This window comes from uncultured Ferrimonas sp., from assembly GCF_947489035.1.
Lineage (GTDB): Bacteria > Pseudomonadota > Gammaproteobacteria > Enterobacterales > Shewanellaceae > Ferrimonas.
Genome location: NZ_CANLCI010000003.1, coordinates 46597 through 68552 on the forward strand (window position 1 = coordinate 46597; position 21956 = coordinate 68552).

General features: G+C 50.6%; 17 protein-coding genes. 12 read left to right on the top strand and 5 right to left on the bottom strand.

The features are described 5' to 3' along the window. The first annotated feature begins 106 nt into the window (after nt 1-106). The 9 genes from Q0796_RS02765 to Q0796_RS02805 all read left to right on the top strand — a co-directional run bounded on the left by Q0796_RS02765 (nt 107) and on the right by Q0796_RS02805 (nt 14167). Nucleotides 107-4954, top strand: coding sequence for an NAD-glutamate dehydrogenase (locus Q0796_RS02765; protein ID WP_298440065.1), 4848 nt, complete (start codon nt 107-109; stop codon nt 4952-4954). Nucleotides 4955-5012: 58 nt separating this feature from the next. Continuing rightward, entirely contained in the window at nt 5013-6041 is a 1029-nt protein-coding gene (gene pyrD, locus Q0796_RS02770; protein WP_298440067.1) for a quinone-dependent dihydroorotate dehydrogenase, read from the top strand. A 164-nt stretch (nt 6042-6205) separates the two neighbouring features. Beyond that, nucleotides 6206-6745: a cell division protein ZapC domain-containing protein gene (locus tag Q0796_RS02775; protein WP_298440069.1), complete on the top strand. Its 540-nt coding sequence runs from the start codon at nt 6206-6208 to the stop codon at nt 6743-6745. A 160-nt stretch (nt 6746-6905) separates the two neighbouring features. Beyond that, complete coding sequence (rlmKL, locus tag Q0796_RS02780; RefSeq protein WP_298440071.1) at nt 6906-9005, top strand: bifunctional 23S rRNA (guanine(2069)-N(7))-methyltransferase RlmK/23S rRNA (guanine(2445)-N(2))-methyltransferase RlmL; 2100 nt, start codon at nt 6906-6908, stop codon at nt 9003-9005. Beyond that, complete coding sequence (locus Q0796_RS02785; RefSeq protein WP_298440073.1) at nt 8998-9225, top strand: glutaredoxin family protein; 228 nt, start codon at nt 8998-9000, stop codon at nt 9223-9225. The genes rlmKL and Q0796_RS02785 overlap by 8 nt, the downstream gene beginning before the upstream one ends. A 6-nt stretch (nt 9226-9231) precedes the next feature. After that, nucleotides 9232-11142: an ABC transporter ATP-binding protein gene (locus tag Q0796_RS02790; RefSeq protein ID WP_298440075.1), complete on the top strand. Its 1911-nt coding sequence runs from the start codon at nt 9232-9234 to the stop codon at nt 11140-11142. Between the two features lie 10 nt (nt 11143-11152). After that, nucleotides 11153-13156: a DUF3466 family protein gene (locus tag Q0796_RS02795; RefSeq protein ID WP_298440078.1), complete on the top strand. Its 2004-nt coding sequence runs from the start codon at nt 11153-11155 to the stop codon at nt 13154-13156. A 202-nt stretch (nt 13157-13358) separates the two neighbouring features. Further along, nucleotides 13359-13535 carry a ribosome modulation factor gene (gene rmf / locus Q0796_RS02800; protein ID WP_298440080.1) on the top strand — a complete coding sequence of 59 codons (177 nt, stop codon included), beginning with the start codon at nt 13359-13361 and terminating at the stop codon, nt 13533-13535. A 152-nt stretch (nt 13536-13687) separates the two neighbouring features. Next, on the top strand, nt 13688-14167 hold the full coding sequence (locus Q0796_RS02805) for a glutathione peroxidase (RefSeq protein ID WP_298440082.1): 480 nt from the start codon (nt 13688-13690) through the stop codon (nt 14165-14167). Here Q0796_RS02805 and fabA read toward each other — a convergent pair. Both fabA and Q0796_RS02815 read right to left on the bottom strand, forming a co-directional pair. Next, complete coding sequence (gene fabA, locus Q0796_RS02810; RefSeq protein WP_298440084.1) at nt 14164-14700, bottom strand: bifunctional 3-hydroxydecanoyl-ACP dehydratase/trans-2-decenoyl-ACP isomerase; 537 nt, start codon at nt 14698-14700, stop codon at nt 14164-14166. The two genes, Q0796_RS02805 and fabA, sit on opposite strands and share 4 nt — an antisense overlap. A 67-nt stretch (nt 14701-14767) precedes the next feature. Continuing rightward, nucleotides 14768-16495: a S16 family serine protease gene (locus Q0796_RS02815; protein WP_298440086.1), complete on the bottom strand. Its 1728-nt coding sequence runs from the start codon at nt 16493-16495 to the stop codon at nt 14768-14770. A gap of 140 nt (nt 16496-16635) precedes the next feature. Here Q0796_RS02815 and Q0796_RS02820 point away from each other — a divergent pair, with 140 nt between their 5' ends. Further along, entirely contained in the window at nt 16636-17916 is a 1281-nt protein-coding gene (locus Q0796_RS02820) for a site-specific integrase (protein ID WP_298440088.1), read from the top strand. Nucleotides 17917-17923: 7 nt separating this feature from the next. Here the strand turns inward: Q0796_RS02820 and Q0796_RS02825 are convergent, their stop codons facing one another. Both Q0796_RS02825 and Q0796_RS02830 read right to left on the bottom strand, forming a co-directional pair. Next, complete coding sequence (locus Q0796_RS02825; RefSeq protein WP_298440090.1) at nt 17924-18970, bottom strand: tyrosine-type recombinase/integrase; 1047 nt, start codon at nt 18968-18970, stop codon at nt 17924-17926. 119 nt (nt 18971-19089) lie between these two features. Further along, entirely contained in the window at nt 19090-19548 is a 459-nt protein-coding gene (locus Q0796_RS02830; protein ID WP_298440092.1) for a hypothetical protein, read from the bottom strand. A 149-nt stretch (nt 19549-19697) separates the two neighbouring features. Here Q0796_RS02830 and Q0796_RS02835 point away from each other — a divergent pair, with 149 nt between their 5' ends. Both Q0796_RS02835 and Q0796_RS02840 read left to right on the top strand, forming a co-directional pair. After that, nucleotides 19698-19886, top strand: a complete 189-nt coding sequence (locus Q0796_RS02835) for a hypothetical protein (protein ID WP_298440094.1) — start codon at nt 19698-19700, stop codon at nt 19884-19886. A 608-nt stretch (nt 19887-20494) separates the two neighbouring features. Further along, nucleotides 20495-21676 carry a DEAD/DEAH box helicase gene (locus tag Q0796_RS02840; protein WP_298440096.1) on the top strand — a complete coding sequence of 394 codons (1182 nt, stop codon included), beginning with the start codon at nt 20495-20497 and terminating at the stop codon, nt 21674-21676. A 73-nt stretch (nt 21677-21749) separates the two neighbouring features. Here Q0796_RS02840 and Q0796_RS02845 read toward each other — a convergent pair whose 3' ends face one another. Further along, on the bottom strand, nt 21750-21926 hold the full coding sequence (locus Q0796_RS02845; RefSeq protein WP_298440098.1) for a hypothetical protein: 177 nt from the start codon (nt 21924-21926) through the stop codon (nt 21750-21752). Between the last annotated feature and the right edge of the window lie 30 nt (nt 21927-21956).

Consider the following 21956-nt stretch of genomic DNA (forward strand, 5'->3'; position numbering starts at 1 on the left):
ACACAGTGGCGCTTTTGGTGATATGCTTCGCTGCAAATGCCGTTTGCGGCGTTTGAAACGGAAGAAAGAGAACAAAATATCAGGCTGTGTGAAAGGAAATACCATCATGGCGACACTGCAAATCCGTCCATCGGTGATGTTGGACAACGTTGTAGCTCTAGTACATCAGAAGAACGAAGAACAAGAAGCTCAGTTACTGGAATCTTTGGCAAGAATTCTATTTGCCACACTCTCCCAAGCAGATCTTAATCAGCGCAATGACAGTGAGCTTTACGGGGCAACCTTAAGCTTATGGCGCAACTTGAACAACACGCCTTCTGGCGCCAGTTTTAATCAAGTTTACAATCCAATTCAAAGCACCCACGGATGGCAAAGTGCTCACACCATTGTTGAAATGGTTCAGCCTGATATGCCGTTCTTGGTCGACTCCGTCTCCATCGCCCTGCAGCGCTTTAGCATTGCCCCTCACCTGATCATTCACTCGCCCATTGCCATCAAACGTGACCGCGACGGTAAGATCATTGACGTTGCTTCAGTTTTAGACGCGACTGCCGAGCACGAACGGGTTTCGGTGTTCTTGGTGGAAGTTGAAAATCAGGAAGATCCAGAGCGTCGCCAGGAGATCTCCGACGAACTCACTTCGATGCTCGAAGACATTGTGGCTTCGGTGGAAGATTGGCAGCAGATGCAAGCCAAGCTGGCAGAGGTGACCGACACCATCGAGCAAGGCCCGTTGGTGAGCAGCGATAGCGAGAAACAGCAAACATTAGAGTTTTTAAAATTTCTTGCTAATCACCACTTTACCTTTCTCGGTTACCGTTACTACGATCTGGAGAAAGTCGAAGGGGATTTGGCCTTGCGTCCGGATCACCAGAGCAGTCTGGGTACCTTACGTGTGCGCCCAAGCCAGCATAACGGCTTGCTGCTGTCGCAGTTACCGGAAGCCGCCCGTAAAGACGCGCTGCAACCCAATTACTTGGTATTGACCAAAACCAATTCCAAAAGTCGAGTGCATCGCCCAGCCTACATCGATTATGTCGGCATTAAACGCTTTAACGACGCCGGCCAAGTAGTGGGTGAACATCGCTTTATTGGTTTGTACGCCTCAACCATGTACAACAAAAGCACCGATCAAATCCCACTGCTGAAGCAGAAGCTTGCCAGTGTGTTGGAACTGTCTGGCTTGGCGCCGTTCAGTCACGATTTCAAAGCACTGCAACACATCTTGGAAACTTACCCTCGAGATGAATTGATCCAAGCAACCGTGAAGCAGTTGTACGATGCCGCCATTGGCATTTTGCACATGCAAGATCGCGATAAAGTGCGCTTGTTTATCCGCAAAGATATTTTCGGTCGATTTGTTTCCGCCTTGGTTTACACCACCAAAGAGCGTTACAACACCCAGTTGCGGGTGCGGACACAAGAGTTGTTAGCGAAATATTTTCAAACGGAAGATCCGGTTGAATTTACCACTTACTTCTCTGAATCGCAGTTGGCTCGTACCCACTACCAAGTGAAGGTGGCCAATAATGAAATGGACGTTGATATAAACGAGTTGGAAACCAATTTGATTGAACTGGCACGCACGTGGGACGACAAACTGGACAGCGCCTTGGTTGAGAGCCGCGGCGAAGCCAAAGGTAAGGCATTAGCCCGTCAATTTATTAATGCCTTCCCCCGCAGCTATAAAGAAGACGTGTTGCCGTCGGCCGCGCTGGTGGACATTGAACAACTGCAGAACCTCAGCGAAGACAACAAGCTGGGTATGTTGTTCTACCAGCCACAGGAAGCCAGTTCGGCCCAGCGTTTGGTGTCATTGAAGCTGTTCCATAAAGATGAACCGATCCCATTGTCAGACATTCTGCCAATGTTGGAAAACTTCGGTTTGCGCGTGATTGGTGAGCGCCCTTACAAAGTGATTGGCGCTGACGGCGCTGAATTCTGGGTACTTGATTTCTCAATGACCTTTAAGCGCGACGTCAAAGAGCCGATCACCAGCTATCAAAAACGTTTTGAAGACGCGTTGGCCAGCACCTGGAATGGCGCCTTTGAAGACGACGCCTTTAACTCGCTGGTCTTAAGCGCAGGGTTATCTGGCATTGAAGTGACGGTACTGCGTGCCTACGCCCGCTACATGCGCCAGATCGGGATGACGTTCTCGCAGCTGTACATCGCTGAAACCTTAGAGCGTTACCCAGAGATCACCCAGCTGCTGATGCAGATGTTCCGTGAACGCTTTAAGCCAAAAGCGCGCGGTAAGCATGATACAGCCAAGCTGCGCCTTGAGATTGAAACCAAGCTCGATGACGTTGCCAACTTGGATGACGACCGCATTATTCGTCGCTTTGCTGAGCTGATTGATGCCTCGCTGCGTACCAACTTCTATCAAAAGAACAACGAAGGTCAGCCGAAAGACTACCTGTCTATCAAGTTCCAGCCGGAGTTGATCCCAGAGATCCCAGCCCCAGTGCCGAAGTTCGAAGTCTTCGTCTACTCGGCCAAAGTGGAAGGGGTGCACCTTCGCGGCGGTAAAGTCGCTCGGGGTGGCTTGCGCTGGTCTGATCGTCGTCAGGACTTCCGCACCGAAGTACTGGGTTTGGTGAAAGCGCAGCAAGTAAAGAACACCGTGATTGTGCCGTCCGGCGCCAAAGGTGGCTTTGTGTGTAAACAGCTGCCAACAGAGCGTGATGCGATGCTGGCGGAAGGGCAAAGCTGCTACCGCACCTTTATCCGCGGCTTGCTGGACATCACCGACAACATCGTTCATGGCGAACTGACGCCACCGATGGATGTGGTGCGTCACGATGAAGACGACAGCTACCTGGTTGTGGCCGCCGATAAAGGCACCGCCACCTTCTCGGATATCGCCAACAGCATTTCTGAAGAGTACAACTTCTGGTTAGGCGACGCGTTTGCCTCTGGTGGCCAATACGGTTACGACCACAAGAAGATGGGGATCACCGCTCGCGGTGCGTGGGAGTCGGTGAAACGCCACTTCCGCGAAATTGGGATTGATTGCCAAACCACCGACTTCACCTGTACCGCCGTTGGCGACATGGCTGGCGACGTGTTTGGTAATGGCATGTTGTTGTCTGAACACACCCGCTTGCAGGTGGCGTTTAACCACATGCACATCTTCATCGATCCAGAGCCAGATGCCGCCGCCAGCTACATCGAACGTAAGCGTTTATTTGAACTGCCGCGTTCAAGCTGGACCGATTACGACATCAACTTAATCTCTGAAGGCGGCGGGATCTTCAACCGCTCGGCTAAGTCGATTAAGTTAACACCGCAAATCAAAGCGATGCTTGGCACCAAAAAAGCACAGATGACGCCAAATGAGCTGATCAACAACTTGCTGAAAATGGAAGTGGATCTGCTGTGGAACGGCGGCATCGGCACTTACGTTAAAGGTTCGGGCGAAACCCACCTTGATGTGGGCGACCGTGCCAACGACGTGGTGCGCATCAATGGCCACGAACTGAACGCGAAGATTGTCGGCGAGGGCGGAAACCTCGGCTTAACCCAACTGGGCCGGATCGAATACGCCCAACAGGGCGGCCGCATCAATACCGATTTTGTTGATAACGTTGGCGGGGTTGATTGCTCCGATAACGAAGTAAACATCAAAATTTTGCTGAATCGCTTAGTGGCTGAAGGCGAACTCACCATCAAACAGCGTAACAAGCTGCTGGTGGAGATGACCGACGAAGTTGCTGAGATTGTGTTGGAAGATTGCCGCAACCAAACCCTGTCTATCTCGGTCACCGAAGATCGCGATGTCGCCAACATGAAAGAGCAGACCCGCTTTATTCATTACTTGGAAAAGATGGGCCGCTTGGATCGCGCCTTGGAATTCTTACCAACCGATGAAGAGCTGTCTGAACGCATGGCCGCAGGCCAAGGCTTAACGCGCCCCGAATTGTCGGTACTGGTGGCTTACGCCAAGATGGTACTGAAAGAACAATTGGTTGACCCGCAAGTTACTGATAATGAAGTGATTGTTAAGCGTTTGGTGGCTTACTTCCCAGAACGTTTGCAGCAAAGTTTTAGCCAATGGATGCAGGATCACCCGCTGCGCGGCGAGATCATCGCGACCACCTTGGCGAACGACATGATCAACAACATGGGCTTCAACTTCATCCAGCGAATGCAGGATGAGACCAGCGCCTCAATCCCTGAAATTGCAATCAGTTACACTATCGCTGAGCAAATTTTTGGTTTCGACAAAGTGAAAGCCGACATCATCGGTTGTGACGGCAGCATTGACAGTGCCCAGCAATACCAAATGATGTACCAGCTGCAGCGTACGGTACGCCGTGCAACGCGTTGGTTCTTGCGTCATCGCAGTGGCAATAACGACATTGCAGCGAATGTGGCCTTCTTCCGCCCGGTAGTTGAACAGTTATCGGATAACTTTGATTCGCTGCTGGCGGTTGAAGAAGCGCAAGATCTGCAGCAACGGGCAGAGCGGTTAAGTGAACAAGGGATCCCGCAGACGTTGGCGCAATTTATTGCCCGCTCTAGCACCTTGTTCTCGGCACTGGATCTGGCTGAGATTGCCGATCAAGACGACAAGCCGGTATTATTAGCCGCCGAAACTTACTACCGTTTGGGGGCTCGTATCGATATGCACTGGTTCTTAGCGCAGATCAACGAGCAACAAGTGGCCAACCACTGGCAAGCATTAGCACGAGCCGGATTCCGTGAAGAGCTGGATCTGCTGCAACGCCAGCTAACACTGACGGTGCTACGCAACTGCATTGGCGCCTGCGATGCCCAAGCGATCATCGACCAATGGGTGGATGAAAATGAGATTTCGCTCAACCGCTGGTTACACATGATGGCGGAATTCCGGACCAGTAAGAGTCACGAATTCGCCAAATTCTCAGTTGCCCTACGAGAGCTGAGTCTGCTAATCGTTCGCTGCGGCAACGTTGCCGAGAGCGCATAACAATAAAAAGCAGAAAAGCCTCGGTATATCCGAGGCTTTTTTATAACAGGAGAAAGCTGTGTTTTACCGTTTAGCTCAAAAAGTGCTGTTTCAAACCCAAGCTGAAACCGCTCACCACTTAGCGCTTACCGGCATTCGCACCACCGCCAATACCCCGCTGGCGTGTTTTTACCGCCAACAGATCCCATCGGCGCCAATCACCTTTATGGGGATCACCTTTCCCAACCCCGTTGGCCTTGCTGCTGGTATGGATAAAGATGGCGAGTGCATTGATGGGTTCGCCGCCATGGGCTTTGGCCACGTGGAAGTGGGCACCGTAACCCCGAGACCACAGCCGGGTAACGATAAGCCTCGGGCGTTTCGATTAAAGCCTGCCCGCGCGATCATCAACCGCATGGGCTTTAACAATAAAGGCGTTGATAACCTGGTGGCGAACATCAAAGCCAGTAACCCAGGTAACTGCGTGATTGGGGTGAATATTGGTAAAAATAAAGACACCCCAAATGAGCAGGGCAAAGAGGATTACCTGTTCTGCATGGACAAAGTGTATGAGGTTGCTGATTACATCGCGGTGAACATCTCATCACCCAACACCCCAGGGCTGCGGCAGCTGCAGTACGGCGACATGCTGGATGATCTGTTGTCGTCGTTAAAACAGCGGCAACAGCAGCTGCACGACAAACACGGTAAGTACGTACCAGTGGCTTTGAAAATCGCCCCAGATCTTACCGATACCGAGTTAAAAGACGTGTGTGACGCGTTACTGCGAAACAACATGGATGGGGTTATCGCCACCAACACCACCTTAGGCCGTGGTGGGGTAGAGCAGCTGCCGCAACACAAAGAGGCCGGCGGCTTATCTGGGGCGCCACTGACCGAGCTTTCGACGCAGATTATTGGCAAACTGAGCCAGCATCTGGGTGATAAGGTGCCGGTTCTCGGTGTCGGTGGGATCGAGTCCGCACAGAACGCGATGGATAAGATTGATGCCGGCGCCCAATTGGTGCAAATTTATACAGGCTTTATTTATGAAGGACCTGAATTAATTAAATCGATCACCAATGCTTATTTAAAGCGCAATCGTTAGAGCGATATATTATTCCCTTTATGGGCAATCGCTTACAATCGATTAAAAAAGATCCTTTTGATCGCAAAGGATCTTTTTGTTTCCCATTTGAAATAGATAATCCTATTGCGTAGTGGTGAATGTTTAGACTAATATAGTTTTGTCTGTAAAATGGATTTGCCACGATGCTATTAATGCCTGACCAAGATTGGTATTGGTTTTTTGATGAAACACAGCAACAGCTTGCTTTGGCTCTTGGGCCCGAGTGGGTGTTTACGTGCGCCATCCCAGCAAAGCAGCTCAATCCAGACTGTCATTTCCAGCGCCCATTCACTGCCGAGCACGCGGGATATTACGTTCGCTGCTTAGAGTTATTGCCCAGTCAGTTCCACTGCAGTGACGCGGTATTGATGCAGGCTGCATTGAATATGGTGGCCGCGAAATTCTTTGCGATCCCAATGATGCCAAAAAGCTGGTTCTTTAATAGCAGTGCCACCATTGTTTACGCCAAAGAATTAAAAACAATTTCGTTACAAACCTCAGAGCAACGATCGCAATTTGTGATTGTCGATGCCAACGATCAATGGTCGTTGTTAATGTTAATCGACGCCCAATGCCAATTGAATCCAATTAAATCGCTGGATCAATTTGCGTTGATTAAGGTGATGAACGATCGTTTGATGCCGGCCATTAAGCAAAAATCGGTTGCAATCGTCGCAGCCTAATAACGTGTCCAGCAACGAAAATGACCGTTGCGGTTAACCTGCTCGCTACAATCCTTCCTCGTACCCCAATAAAGCTTTTGATTTTCCCACCCATCGGCGGCGATATGTCGGCGCAAAACCAGTATAATGAGGGTTTTGCTGGTTAGAAGTGCGAGAACAGATGAAGCGTTATTACGCCGCCGTGCCAAAAGGGCTCGAATACCTCCTTGTGGATGAGTTAACTGCACTGGGTGCAGAGCAGGTTCATGAAGGTCAAGCCGTGGTTCATTTCCACGCCGAACTGGCCGTTGCTTACCGGATCTGTTTGTGGAGCCGCTTAGCCAGCCGAATCGTTAACGTGATTGCTGAAGTGCCGGCCAAGACTGCCGAGCAGATGTACAGCAACGTTAAAAACCTATACTGGCCAGCCGTGTTCAGTAATCACGCCACGTTTGTGGTTGATTTCCACGGTGGCAACCGCGACATTCGCAACAGCGCCTTTGGTGCCCTGAAAGTGAAAGACGGCATTGTTGATGCCTTTATGGAGCACAGTGGTGTGCGTCCATCGGTGAGCAAAGCCGAACCCGACGTGAAAATCGACTGTGCATTGCGCGCCGACAAACTGCTGGTGGGCATCAACTTCTCTGGCGCACCGATGCACCAGCGTGGTTACCGTAGCGACACCGGTCGTGCGCCGATGCGGGAAAACCTTGCTGCCGCTATCTTGATCCGCTCCGGCTGGACCAATGCGATGGACAAGCCGCTGATCGACCCGTTTTGTGGTTCGGGCACCATATTGATTGAAGCAGCCTTAATGGCAACGGATACCGCACCACACCTGTACCGTGAAAGCTGGGGCTTTGAAAGCTGGGCAGGGCATCAGGGCCAACAGTGGCAAGAGATCCTAGCCGAAGCCAAGGTTCGTGCGAACCGTGGTTGCAACAACTGCAAGACTCGCTTCATTGGCCGTGATGTTTTCCGGCGCGTGATCACCATGGCGAAAACCAACGCCGCCGCCGCTGGTATGTCTGAATTCATTCAGTTTGAAGGCGGTGATGCCACCGCCATGCCACCACCGCCGGCCACCCCAGGTTTCGTGGTATCCAACCCTCCTTATGGTGAACGCCTTGGCCAGTTGCCAGAGCTTTTGCACCTGTATGCCTCGTTAGGCAGCCAGTTCAAAGCCCAGTGGCAAGATTGGCACGTGAGCTTGTTGTGCAGCGAGCCGATGCTGCTGTCTGCCCTGCGCTTAAAGGCCGACAAGCAGTACAAGCTGTTTAACGGCGCCTTGGAAGTGAATCTGGCGAACTACCAGATCAGCGATGGCGGCAGTGGCCGTGCCTTCGGTGAAGATTTTGCTAACCGCCTGCGTAAAAACCAGAAGCAGTTGGCGAAATGGGTAAAGAAAGAAGAGTTGGATTGCTACCGCGTCTACGATGCCGATTTGCCTGATTACAACGTGGCCATCGATCGCTACCACGATTGGGTAGTACTGCAAGAATACGCGCCGCCAAAAACCATTGATGCCAAGAAAGCGCAGCAACGATTGATTGATGTGTTGCTGAATTTGCCAACGGTATTGGATGTGGATCCGGCCAAAATCGTACTGAAAACACGCCAGCAACAACGCGGCAAAGAGCAGTACGAGCGCATGGCCGAACAGCGCAACGAAATGGTGGTACAAGAGTACGGCGCCAAGTTTGTGGTTAACTTAACCGACTACTTGGATACCGGCCTGTTCATTGATCACCGCTTGGCGCGTCGTTACATTCAGCAAAACGCCAACGGTAAAGATTTCTTAAACCTGTTTGCCTATACCGGCAGTGCATCTGTGCACGCCGCCATTGGTGGCGCTAAGTCCACCACCACCGTAGATATGTCGAAGACTTACCTGCGCTGGGCGGAAACAAACTTTAAAGAAAACAACATCCGTGGTCGTCAGCACCGCTTCCAACACGCAGATTGCTTAGCGTGGTTAGAGCAATGTACAGAGAAGTACGACTTTATCTTTATCGATCCGCCAACGTTCTCTAACTCCAAGCGAATGGAGAAAACCTTTGATATCGAGCGTGATCATCTTTGGTTGATGGAGCAACTACAGCGTATCTTGCGCCCAGGTGGCCAAGTGTTGTTCTCCAACAACAAACGTGGCTTTAAGATGGATTTAGACGGGCTGCAGCAACTGGGTCTGAGCGCCGAAAACATCACCGATAAAACCCGCTCGCAAGATTTTGCCCGCAACAAGCACATCCACAACGCTTGGCTGATCCGCCATGGCTAATGCGGTTACGCTGTATCACACCGATGGTTGCCATCTGTGTGAACAGGCCGAGGGCTTGCTTAAGCAAGCCCACATCAATTTTTTGTTAGTCGACATCATTAGCGATCCCGATTTAGTGGCTCGCTATGGTGTGCGGATCCCAGTGATCCGCCTCGACAACAATGCCGAACTGGGTTGGCCTTTTGATTTAGCGCAGCTCAAGCAATTTACCGGAGAGTAAAGTCCAATGAGTCTTATCCGCCTCAACAAGGCCCAATTGGCCTTCGGCCACATTCCATTATTAGACAATGCCGATTTTGTTCTAGAGCCCAATGAACGTGTTTGTTTGGTGGGTCGCAATGGCGCTGGTAAATCCAGCTTAATGAAGGTGTTGGCTGGCTTACAGTTGCTGGACGACGGCAGCCTAGGCGTTAATCCCAATACGCACATTGCCTACTTGCCGCAAGATCCCCCACGGGCAGAATCGGGCACCATTTTCCATTACGTTGCCTTAGGCTTGGCTGAAGTTGGCCGAGTGATTGAAGCGTACGAAGCCGCCAGTAAGTTGGTTGAGCAAGATCCCTCTGAAGCGAACCTGACCAAAATGGGCCACGCGCAAGAGGCGATGGACTTGCACAACGGCTGGCAATTTGAAAGCCGCATTGAAGAAACCCTTAGTCACTTAGAGCTTAACGGTGATCAGCCAATGGCTGAGCTCAGTGGTGGTTGGCAGCGTCGAGCCGCATTAGCGCGCGCCTTGGTGCAAGCGCCACAGGTGTTATTGCTCGACGAACCAACCAACCACTTAGACATCGACGCCATTGAATGGCTCGAAACCCTATTAAAGGGCTTTGATGGCTCCATCATCTTCATCAGTCACGACCGTGGTTTTATCCGCAACATGGCCACCCGTATCGTCGATTTGGACCGCGGCCAGATCTTAAGTTTTCCTGGCAATTACCAAGCCTATTTAGACGGTAAAGAGGAAGCACTGCGGGTTGAAGAGGCGCAAGCGGCTCTGTTTGATAAAAAGCTGGCCAAAGAAGAAACTTGGATCCGTCAAGGGGTAAAGGCGCGTCGTACCCGTAACGAAGGTCGAGTGCGTGCGTTAAAGCAGTTGCGTAATACTCGCAGCGCCCGCATCAACCGCCTGGGTAATGCCAACATGAGCATGAATCAGGCCGAGAAATCCGGCAAGTTAGTGTTTGACGTTGAAGGCATGAGCTTCCGTTACGAACACCAAACCATCGCCAAAAACTTCACCACCTCGGTGATGCGCGGCGAACGTATTGCCATGATTGGCCCTAACGGTTGCGGTAAATCAACCTTGATCAAGCTGTTGTTGGATAAGATCCAGCCACAAGAAGGCACGATTAAGCAGGGCACCAAGCTTGAAGTTGCTTACTTCGATCAGCACCGTTTGGCGCTGGATCCAGCCAAAACCGTGCAAGATAACGTGGCTGATGGCAAAGCCACCGTAACCGTGCACGGCAAAGATCGACACGTTTTAAGCTACCTGCAAGATTTCTTATTTGCCCCAGCACGGGCACGCAGCCCAGTGTCATCCCTGTCTGGTGGTGAAAAGAATCGATTATTATTAGCGCGACTCTTTCTAAAACCAGCAAATTTACTGGTAATGGATGAACCGACCAACGATCTCGATGTCGAAACCCTCGAGCTGCTTGAGGCCAAGCTGGCTGAATTTGATGGCACTTTGTTGGTGGTCTCTCACGATCGTGAATTTATCGACAATACCGTTACCTCCACCTGGTGGTACGGCCAAGATGGCCAATGGAGTGAATACATCGGCGGCTATCACGATGCAGTAAATCTGGGGGCGCAATTTTATCGCCCGAGCGAAGAAGTAGAGCAAGCTACTGTTTCTGAGCCAGAAAAACCGGAAAAGAGCGCTTCTGTTAACAAACCTAAGAAGCTATCCTACAAACTTCAACGCGAGCTGGATGGCATGCCAGCGCAACTTGAGGCTTTAGAAGCTGAAATTGAAGCGTTACAAGAATTAACCGCTGATCCAACCTTCTTCGCAAGTGATCCAGAAGTGGTGAACGACAAGCTGAAATTGTTGGCAGACAAAGAACAAGAATTAGAGCGGGACCTTGAGCGTTGGGAAGAACTCGAAGCGCTTAGGGATCAGGCTTAAAGGGGACACAATGAGCCAAAAGTTTTATCAGGCACAAAAAATTGCCGTAGCGGTGTCTGCAGCGTTAGCGATGGGGGCAGCCAATGCCGATGATGGCGTATTTGGTGCCTATGAAATCGTTAATATTGACGCCAGTGGCGACAACTTTTCTGTTAAAGGCAGCTTGCCATTTACCCAGAACGGCTACGGTTCGGCCTTGCTGAGCAACGGCACCTTGCTGGCCGTTTCAAAAGGGGTGAACGACGGTTCTACCGCTGAAAACGATAACATTATCGATGATGTCGGCGATGCGATTTTACCCGATGCTGGTAACTCATCGAATGCCATTATTCGCCCATTTGCCGGCAACAACTTCCTGTTTGAAATTGGCGCAGGCGATAGCGAACCCCAATTCGTACCGCTGTTAGAAGATAAGCAGCCAATTCTGAACCCAAGTGTTGATCCGGATGAAGATGATGACGATTTAATCGCGAACACTCCACGTACAGACGCGTACTATTACGGTGCGGGCACGGCAATCACCAATCTGCGCCTTGGGGTAACCTCTGCAGTGCAGCAGACTGTGGCCAACCCCGATGCGGATCCGGAAAACGCCAGCGAACCCGATAATTACTATTTCCGTGAATTTGAAACCCGTGCCTTTATTCAAAATGGTGACGGTTCTGCTTACGGCTTGATTGACCCACCTGGCGGCCTTGATTACACCACCACCGGTGATAACGCGGGCACCGTGTTAAATGTGGGCGGATACAGCGTTGTCAGTGGCATTTCTGAAAACGGTAACTATCTGGTGGGTATTGGTAGCGTCGAGTTATCGCAAACTTCAAAAGACAACTTACAAAAGTGTGTTGATGAACCTGCAGATGACGGTGACCGTCCTAACGACGCCTGTGTGCAAAACCTTAAAAACAACGGCAGCATCGTTTACCAAAACCGTGCCATTCGTTGGGATTTAAACGCCAGTAACTTAACGGTAACGGATGCGGTTGAATTGCCGCTGGGCTATGTGCCAGAAGACGACGACAACGCCATTTATGCCTCTCAAGGGTTAGGGGTAAACGACAGTGGTTTTGTGGTTGGCCGTGGGTTCCGCAGCAAAGACGGCATCAATGATAAGCCTGATCTGATTGACGGCGACATGTGGGCGACCTTTTGGACCCCCAGCAACGAGATCGCCTTTGTTGGCCCAAGCAAAGAAGATCGCGATGAGATCAGCGCCTCCATCTTAGAAGACGTCAACAGTGCCAACTATGCGGTGGGCACTGTCCGCCAGTACATCAGTGGCTTTGAGCGCCTAAAATTTGGTTATGTGCAACTTGAAGACGTAGAAGCGGGCGCTGAGCTGCAATTTACTCAGCCAAACGATTTCTTTGATGCTCGCTCTGATCTGTCTTCACGTGGCCGCGACATCAACAACAACAACCAAATTGTTGGTTACGTTGAAGTGGATCGCACCACACAGTTGCCGCGTAAGGTGCACGGGTTTATCTACGACATTCCAACCGATGAGTTTAAGAACATCAATGAACTGTTGACGTGTGGCTCTCGTGGTTTGTTTGATGCCGATGGTGATGGCAACTTTAGCCAGCGTCAGGTCACGGACAGCACCTCATTCTCGGAAGAGGTTACCTACAACACCAAGGTGGAAGTGGTTGATGCCAGCCAGATCGATGACCAAGGCAACATTTCAGCGGTCGCGTTAGTGACCCTGCCACGCCTGAAAACCGAACGTGTTGAGGTGTTTGATGAAGACGGTGATTCCCAAGGCTTCCGTACTGTTATCGTAACCGATGACGCAGGCAAGCCGGTGGTAGAAAAAACCGCCAATGGTGAATACGCCACCGATCAGGTGCCTCGTGCGGTTATCTTACGTAAAACCGATGCAGAGTCTTGTGATGTTCCAGTCATCACTGGTATTACCCCTGCAGCCAACGAACGCAAAGGCGCGGGTTTGGGCTTTGCTTGGTCGTTGTTGCTGGCCCCACTGATGTGGTTGCGACGTCGTCGCAGCTAATCGGTGTTCAGAACAACACAAAGAGGGCTTCGGCCCTCTTTTTTTATAAAAAAGTAATCTAACTTTCTCATGCAGTTAACCAATAACTGCTAGGTCGAACGTGATCCTAAGGTTGATCTTGTTGCAGATACGGGTAAATATTGTTTAAGGCTGAAATGCCTAGTGTGATATCAACATTACTGAAGCAAAGGGTGGAACGCCAATGAAGCGACAGAAACGGGACAAAATGGAACGAGCATTTGCTCGAGGTTACCAAGCTGGATTGACTGGCCGCTCTAAAGAGGTGTGCCCATATCAATCCGTTGACGTCAAAATGCAATGGCTTGGCGGCTGGCGAGAAGCCATAGATGGCAAAATAACCGGACTGTTTAATAAATAGATATCCATCCACCTTAGCCCTCTGCACAGAGGGCTTTTTGTTGCCGGTCGCTCCTTAGCTTCCCCCTTAAAAGTCGATTTGACTTACCGTTAAAGACATCACCTGAAAATGCAGTAGTATAAGGACAACTCGTTTTTAATTAGGAGCTTAGGATGAGCAACATCTATCAGTTTGACGCGCAGCTTAACAATGGCGAAACCGTATCGTTCGCGCAGTGGCAACAGCAAGTATTGCTGGTGGTGAACACAGCAAGTGCTTGCGGCTTTACTCCACAATACCAAGGTTTAGAAAAGCTGCAGCAACAATTCGGTGAACAAGGCTTCAGTGTGTTGGCGTTTCCCTGCAATCAGTTTGGTAAGCAAGAGAAAGGCAACGACGAAGAAGTGAAAAACTTTTGCGATCTGAACTTCAATATTAGCTTTCCACTGTTTAAGAAAGTGGATGTGAACGGCGCAGAGGCTTTGCCTATGTATCGCTGGTTGAAGCAGCAAAAAGGGGGGGTGCTGGGATCGCGGATCAAATGGAACTTCACAAAGTTCTTATTGAACAGCAAAGGGGAAGTGGTAAAGCGTTATGCGCCAACGACCAAACCTGAGCAGATCGCTGGCGATATCGAGAAGCTACTGTCTTAGAAGCTAGAGGTGTCTTTAAACACGCCTACTTTCAGATCGGTGGCGGCGTAAATTTCGCGGCCATCAACTGACATGGTGGCATCGGCCATGCCCATCACCAGTTTGCGATTGATCAAGCGCTTAAAGTGCAGGTGGTAGGTTACTTTCTTAGCGGTTGGCAGCACTTGGCCGGTGAATTTAACCTCACCCACACCCAAAGCGCGGCCTTTACCTTCGGCACCTTGCCAAGCTAAGAAAAAGCCCACCAACTGCCACATGGCGTCTAAGCCCAAGCAACCCGGCATGACCGGATCGGATTCAAAGTGGCACTTAAAGAACCAAAGATCAGGATTGATATCAAATTCAGCAATTAACTCGCCTTTGCCATACTTGCCGCCTTCAGTGCTTACGTGAACGATGCGATCGATCATCAGCATGTTGTCTTTAGGCAGGCGAGGGGACTCTTGCGAGAACAGTTGCCCGTGGCCACTTTTAACCAGTTCGTCTTTGCTAAATTGTGCTGTCACTTGTGAAATTGCTTCGGCTACGCCCATGTCACTTTCTACTCTAACCCAAAAGAGGCTACAGATTAGCGAACACGTGTACGCTAAACAACTCCGATCAGCTGCGGCGTAGCAATCGAGCCAACATTCGTGCCCAAAAACTGGGTGGAATATCAGAGCCGCCGGCCATCATATCTAACCGTTGCTGCACTTTGCCGTATAAGGTCTTGTCATCAAAACGGTTATCGTCGTTGGCTTCGCCAACGGTTTCGCCAGTAAGCAGCTCTAACGCGTCTTCCACTTTATCGGCCTGATACAGGTGAAATTGCTCATTTTCGATGGCATCGATCACATCTTGATGCAGGTTGAGCTGACACAAGTTCGCTGTAGGCACAATCACCCCTTGCTCACCGGTTAGGCCACGGTAGCGACACAGGTGGAAAAAGCCTTCGATCTTTTCGTTGATGCCGCCAATCGCCTGCACATTGCCAAACTGATCGACCGCGCCGGTTAAGGCCAAAGATTGTTTTACGGGTACTTCTGCAATGGTTGAAATTAAGCAGCAGTATTCCGCCAGTGAAGCGCTGTCACCATCAATGGTTTGGTATGACTGTTCAAATACGATGTTGGCACTGAGGTGCAAGGGTTCGTCTTGACCAAATAAGCGGTATAAGCAGGCGGACAGGATCATCATCCCCTTGGCGTGGATGTTGCCGCCCAATTCGGATTTACGCTCGATGTCGGCCACTTCGCCGTCGCCATAGTGCACCGATACGGTGATCCGCGCGGGCTCGCCGTAACTGTGGCCTAAATAATCCACCACGGTTAAACCGTTGATCTGTCCGATGCGTTCGCCGCTGGTGTCGACCCGAACTAAGGATTCTTCGATGTTACGCTGGGAATAGATCTCGATGCTGTTGTGACGCTGACGCATCGAAGCCAACGCTGCGATCAGCGCGTCGGCATCCACCGTGTCGCTTTGCACCTGAGCAAACAATTGCCCAAGTTGATGCCATGCCAACGATAAACGCTTTTGGTGTTCGCAGATCCGGCTGGCGTGAATCGTTAATTGTTGCAAGCCACTTTGGGTTAAGGGCTGGCCACGATATTGCTGGCACACAAGGTTGGCGGCGTTGGCCCACTGCTGTGGATCTTGGTCGTCATCCACAAACCATTCCGGCTGGATCTCGGCCAGTAAGCTTACGTGATCGGCAAATTCTGGATCGTAGCCATGCAGTGCATCGTAGGTCAGTGCATCACCAACAATGATCACCTTACAGGTTACCGGTACCTTAATGGCGCTGCCGCTAAAGGCGACATAACCGCGCTTCAATGCTTCTTTAACAATGCCCCAGCGGCTTGGTTTCTCCGCCATGCTTTCCGCTGGCAGCACCAGCAGTTCGCAACTGGCTAAGAGCCCAGGAAAATAATGCCCTTGCTTATCGATGGTGCCGATCAGCGTTTTTTTCGATAACGGCTGATCGATGTATTTGATCCGCGCTAACGACTGCAACACCGTGACCTGTGGATCCGCTTCGGCTTGCGCCATCTGCTCAGCATTGTACTTATGCAGCTGCTGACCATCGCTGTGCTCCACCGCAACAAGGCTGCCCGGGTTTGGTGCAATCGGGTAGTGGTGCTCTAATGCATTGATCAATTGCTCTGAATTAAAACCAGAGATGCTCGACAGGTAGAGCTGCTGATCATCACAGCGCTGGAACAACTGCCAAGCTGAGATACAGCGTTGCTGGCCCAACAGCCACGGCGACTGCTGTGGGTCGAGCGGCGGTAAGGTAATGGCAAAGTTGGGTTTCAATAACTCGGGCGCTAATCGCAAAGGGTGCAAAAGAGGTGCTCCACTGGGGGTTGGAAGGGCTTAAAAACTGGCATTATATCATAGCGTTTATCGCGACTAATGGCGGAAACAGTGGGCTGAAGTACCATTTTTACCGTATACTGTATAAATATACAGTTATGGTGTTTTTCATGAATTCCCTATTAAAACCACAGCCCTTATTCGACACACTGGCACAATTTGAACAAAGTAACGACGATATCAACGCTCGGATCGCTAAGGTTACTTTAACCGTGGCTGCCGATGCCGGCTTACTCTACGAACTGGCGATCGATTGGCTGGTTGAGCAAAAACACAATGAGAATAATTTTAAAAGCCATCGCAGTGAGCTCACCACATTCCTCATTTGGTGTTGGCACGTTGAACAGTTAAGCGTCGAGCAAGTCGATCGGCGCTTATTGGGGCGCTATCTCGAGTTTTGCCAAAGCCCACCACAAGACTGGATCGGCTATCGCAATGTGGCCCAATTTAAGGGCAAGGATGAGCGGCTACCCAACGTTGATTGGCTGCCTTTTTTGGGCAAGTATGAAAATGGCACACCTCGTCCATATCGCTTAGCACCGGCGGCAATCAAAACCAAGCTGGCGCTGTTATCGGCTTTTTTCAGTTACCTGATTGAGATGGATTATACCGAGCGCAACCCGGCGGCCAGCTTGCTTCGCAGCGGGCGCTTTAAGGGCGAATCTCGAATCAAAGGGCTGCATGAAGATGACGACGCGCTGAAATCATTTACGGATCTGCAATGGTCTTACGTATTGCAGTTTGCCAATCAACAGTCACAGCAGCAGCCTGCCGCTTTCGGTCGAAGCCGCTTTTTAATCCAATTACTGTATAGCTGCTATTTGCGTGTTTCCGAAGTGGCCGCCAGACCGGGGTTTGCGCCGGTGATGGGGCAGTTTCGACGCGACAGTAAAACCGGCGTGTGGGGCTTTTTTGTGCCGGTATCGAAAGGGGGAAAAAGTCGGACCGTGGCGGTTTCAGATCAGTTACTGGCCGCGCTTACTCAATATCGAACTCAACTTGGGCTGTCTGAGCTGCCGGGGCCACGAGAGATGACGCCGCTGTTTATTCGCCATAAAGCGGCGGGACGAGGCCGAGATCAAGGGGTGCGTAATGCCAATTTAGGGGTGCGGCAAATTCGCGAATTGGTGGACGAAGTGATCAGTGGCGCGGCCGAATTAGCGATGCAAGATGGCTTTGATCAAGACGCTCGCGAGATGCGTGAACTCTCGGCCCACAGTTTGCGCCATACCGGGATCAGCCACGACATTAACTTACAACGCCGCCCGTTATCCCATGTTCAGGCCGATGCCGGCCACGATAGCATCGATACCACCAGTAAATATCTGCACACTTCGCGGGTAGAGCGCCACCAAAGTGCGAAAACAAAGCCCCTTGATCACCTGCAGTAACGGCAGCTTAGTAAAGCCCGTTGCCTGCGTGGTTATCAAATTGGCCACAATCATCCAGATACAACATCAACGTTTTTGGATCTTTGTGGCCGCTTACCTTCATCACTTCACTGATTGGCGCACCTTTGGCTAAGGCTGAATCAATAAAACCACGGCGTAACGAGTGGCCGCTGATGTGGTTGTTGCCCATCAAGGCGCTCGCGCAACGCCTTTGAATAATGCGCGCAATCGAAGATGGGTGCAGGCCACTGGTTCCTGCCGCGCCATTGCGATTAGCGCGGCGAAGTAGGGGGCCGCTCACGCTGTTAACGGCATTAAGGTATTGGCTGAGTAACGCAACGGGGCAACTGTTGCTGTTTTTTCCCAACACAATGTGGATCTGGCTGTATTCCTGCCGCCGTTTACGTTGTTCAAAGCCTAAAATCGCGCCGTTGGGGTAGATGCGGATCTGCTCGATTTGCAATGAGGCTAAATCGCTTACCCGCATCGCCCCAGCAAACCCCAGCGCAATAATCAGTTTATCTCGCAGCATGACAAAGGGGTGATCGTCAATGCTGTCGACCACCATCGGCAACCAATCGGCACGCAATGCCCCAGCCCGTTTGGGCTTTGATGGCAGCAAGCGGCTGATCCCTGCCAGTTGATCCAGCAAGATGGGATCGGTCGCGGGGTTGCTGTCGAGCAACTGATCAAAAAACCATTTGATGCTGCTATGGCGCCGCCGAATGCTACGAATGGCTAACGCTTTACCGCGATACAAGGTGGATTCATTGTTGCTGTGCTGATACTTCAGTCGGTTTAAACAATCATCGGTCGCCATATGGCTAAGCCATAAACACAGATCGGCACTGGTGGCTTGCTTGGGGCTAACCCCGTGGCAGCGACACCAGATTTGGTACTGACGCAGATCGGATTGTCGGGCTTGCCAAGTCTTGTCGGAGACTCGGGCACGATGGATCTGCGCTAAGCGATCCAGATCCTGCTGGTTGATCGTTGCGGTAAAGGAGGGCAGTTGTCGCTGCTCGGCCAGTTGTTGTACGGATAGCGAATTCAACTAAAATATCTTGTATAACATTGAGTTGCGTAAGGATACTGGGTCTTATAAATTAGATCAACTAACGGCAATTAGTTGATCTAATTTGATCGCACAAATGCGAACTGAGCCATGGCCGATCATTCCTGTGGCGTTGAAACCTCGCGAGCCATCCATAGGATCGCTTCGGAATAACTGCTGAGCTGATACTGGGAAATTACCTTTGTCAGCGCAGTATAGGCGGCGGCATCAATATCAATGGCCTTCGTTTGTTTGCGTTGCCGGTGACAAAAACTGCTGTAACGACGGCGCAAGATGGGCAGTTTATCTAAGCCAAAGTCATCAGCGATAAAAGCGGTGATTTGATTATTCAGTTGAACCGAGCAATTCAGCGATTGCCATTGCGGCAATCGTGTTGCATGCACCTGGCTACGCCAAGCGCCAATATCGGACTGATTGCTGTAACTGAGCAAAAATGGATCGGTGCGGCTAAGCAGGAATTCAATAAAGTGCAGATCGAGAGGCTTCATGGTCACATGTGGCATTGTTAATATTTCCGTAATTATAACGTTATGCCACACAAAAAGGACAAAAAACATCAATGTCACATGTGACATTGATTGACGCGAAACATGCCTAGCAAGATCAAAACCGATTTGCAGCAGCTAAGATAAGGTGTGCTGTGAACGCAATCGAGGATCAGTACGGCAGAGCTGTTTGGCTTCTTACGGAATTTAACGGAGGTAGCATGACCTTATCTTTTAATTTGTTGGCGCAGCAAGCCGCTGAGTTAGGTTTTGGGGTACGGCAAATTGATAATCTGCATTACGATCTGTATGCCATCGACAGCAACCAGCAAGATCACAATCAGTCGCAACTCAGTAAACAGCAGTTGTTAGATGAGCTGGCCCAGATCGCATTGGAGCAACAACGATGATGCTCAACAGCTTTGCCTGAAACCGCGTGGCCAATGGCAAGCGCTTGGGATCAATACCAAGCCAACCAAGCCAAACGCTGAACAGCTGCAGATCCGGTATTCAGCATAAGCAGCACAATGCCGATAATCCTATTTATCGGCATTAGTTTCTCAGCCAGTTCTACCGTTGTTGATAAACACACGCCACTGCGCACAATGTATATTATGTTAAATGGATTGTGTTCGTAGATAATCAGGCTCTTGCTGCTGTTAGATCCACGCTTCCAATGGCCGTAATTGAAAGCCACGTTATCCAACACCCTTGTTTCTATAAACTCGATGCGTTGTTCTCTCGCCGAAACCATTTATCAGCTATCGCACATTCACACCAACGGATGTTGAACCACATCGCTTGGAAAGATCCAATCACATCATTCACTGGCACCAAGACGGCCTTTGTCGAACATTCACTTTGGCTCCTTTGATGCGGGCTCTCGCCGTCGCCCTGGTTAAAGGCGATCGACAACAAATCAAGGTGGGCGCTGTTTTCATCGCACCGACTTGGCAACGCATTTGATATACTTGCCTCATTCACGGCCGCTCGGTCGATTTATCTTTTGAGACAAACAATGCCTTTCTCCCGCCTTGGGTTGGATCAGCCAATCATTGATGCACTGAGTGCTCAGCAATACCAAACCCCAACTGAAATCCAACGGGATGCGATCCCAGCAATCATTGCTGGCAACAACCTAATTGCTGCCGCGCAAACCGGAACCGGTAAAACGGCGGCCTTTGCCTTGCCAATTTTGCAGCAGCTTTGTCAGCAACCAAGTGGCCGTAAAAAACGTTTTCGTGCTTTGGTGCTGGCACCTACTCGAGAACTGGTCAGCCAAGTTGCAGCCAGCTTTAACCGTTACGGTGCCAATTTAGCGCTTAAAGCCGTGGCGTTTTATGGCGGCGTAGACAGTAAGCCGCAAAAACAGGCGTTGTTGAATGGCGTTGATATCGTGGTGGCAACGCCCGGCCGCTTGATGGATCTGTACCAACAGCGCGCACTTCACTTTGACGAAGTGCAAACTTTGGTGCTGGATGAAGCGGACAAAATGTTGGATATGGGTTTTATCGATAAGATTGACGACATTGTGTCGCGCCTGCCAAGCGAACGTCAGTCGCTGCTGTTTTCGGCAACCTTGTCTAAAAAAGTTAGAGCCTTAGCCAAAAATGCCGTTGAGTCCCCGGTTGAGATCCGCATCGCCGCTAAGGATGCCAGTAAAACCAATATCGACCAGTGGCTGATCACGGTTGATAAAGATAAGAAGTCGGCGCTACTGAGCCATTTGATCCAAACAACGCCGTGGCAGCAAGCGCTGATTTTTATTGAAACCAAACACGGTGCAGCAAAGCTAGTAAGCCAACTCGCTAAGCGTGGTATCGAAGCCGAATGCTTACACAGTGGGCGTACTCAAGAGATCCGAGAGTCGATTCTAGCCAAATTTAAACAAGGTAAAATCAATTACTTAGTTGCAACTGGTGTGGCTGCTCGCGGCATTGATATTGATGATCTTGATCGGGTTGTGAACTACGATCTGCCCTTCCCTGCGGATGAATACGTACATCGCATCGGCCGCACCGGCCGTGGTTCCGCCACAGGTGAAGCGGTCTCGCTGGTCTCAAAAGACGATTTTAAAAATCTGTGCATGATTGAAAGCCGACTGAATCATTTGATTGAACGTCGTGATATCGAAGCGTTTGCACCGCGAAAAGTGGTGCCGGTTTCCATCTTAAATTACGTGCCTAAAGCGAAACGTTAAGCGGCAATTAAGCACAAAAAAACGAGCCATTTGGCTCGTTTTTTTGTGCGCTGCTAATCGCAAATTGCCCATTTTAATGGATATGTTCACCGCGAGGGCAACGACCTTCGCAGTTAAAACCGATATCGCGCAAGACGTGATCCGGCAGATCAGATAACTGTTGCTCGGGGTGCTTTTTGCCCGCATTGAACGACAATGCCGCAGACGCACGGCTGAGAAGAATACGAAATTGGTTCAGTTGTGCGGTCATGATGGGCTCCTGAATAAGCAAAAAAGGCAC

Bases quoted from the DNA above. Each gene is read 5' to 3' on its own strand.
- Q0796_RS02765 (WP_298440065.1), top strand. From the start codon at position 107: ATGGCGACACTGCAAATCCGTCCATCGGTGATGTTGGACAACGTTGTA.
- Q0796_RS02820 (WP_298440088.1), top strand. From the start codon at position 16,636: ATGAATTCCCTATTAAAACCACAGCCCTTATTCGACACACTGGCACAA.
- Q0796_RS02805 (WP_298440082.1), top strand. From the start codon at position 13,688: ATGAGCAACATCTATCAGTTTGACGCGCAGCTTAACAATGGCGAAACC.
- Q0796_RS02790 (WP_298440075.1), top strand. From the start codon at position 9,232: ATGAGTCTTATCCGCCTCAACAAGGCCCAATTGGCCTTCGGCCACATT.
- Q0796_RS02835 (WP_298440094.1), top strand. From the start codon at position 19,698: ATGACCTTATCTTTTAATTTGTTGGCGCAGCAAGCCGCTGAGTTAGGT.
- rlmKL (WP_298440071.1), top strand. From the start codon at position 6,906: ATGAAGCGTTATTACGCCGCCGTGCCAAAAGGGCTCGAATACCTCCTT.
- rmf (WP_298440080.1), top strand. From the start codon at position 13,359: ATGAAGCGACAGAAACGGGACAAAATGGAACGAGCATTTGCTCGAGGT.
- Q0796_RS02785 (WP_298440073.1), top strand. From the start codon at position 8,998: ATGGCTAATGCGGTTACGCTGTATCACACCGATGGTTGCCATCTGTGT.
- Q0796_RS02795 (WP_298440078.1), top strand. From the start codon at position 11,153: ATGAGCCAAAAGTTTTATCAGGCACAAAAAATTGCCGTAGCGGTGTCT.
- Q0796_RS02840 (WP_298440096.1), top strand. From the start codon at position 20,495: ATGCCTTTCTCCCGCCTTGGGTTGGATCAGCCAATCATTGATGCACTG.
- fabA (WP_298440084.1), bottom strand. From the start codon at position 14,700: ATGGGCGTAGCCGAAGCAATTTCACAAGTGACAGCACAATTTAGCAAA.
- Q0796_RS02845 (WP_298440098.1), bottom strand. From the start codon at position 21,926: ATGACCGCACAACTGAACCAATTTCGTATTCTTCTCAGCCGTGCGTCT.
- Q0796_RS02830 (WP_298440092.1), bottom strand. From the start codon at position 19,548: ATGTTTTTTGTCCTTTTTGTGTGGCATAACGTTATAATTACGGAAATA.
- Q0796_RS02775 (WP_298440069.1), top strand. From the start codon at position 6,206: ATGCTATTAATGCCTGACCAAGATTGGTATTGGTTTTTTGATGAAACA.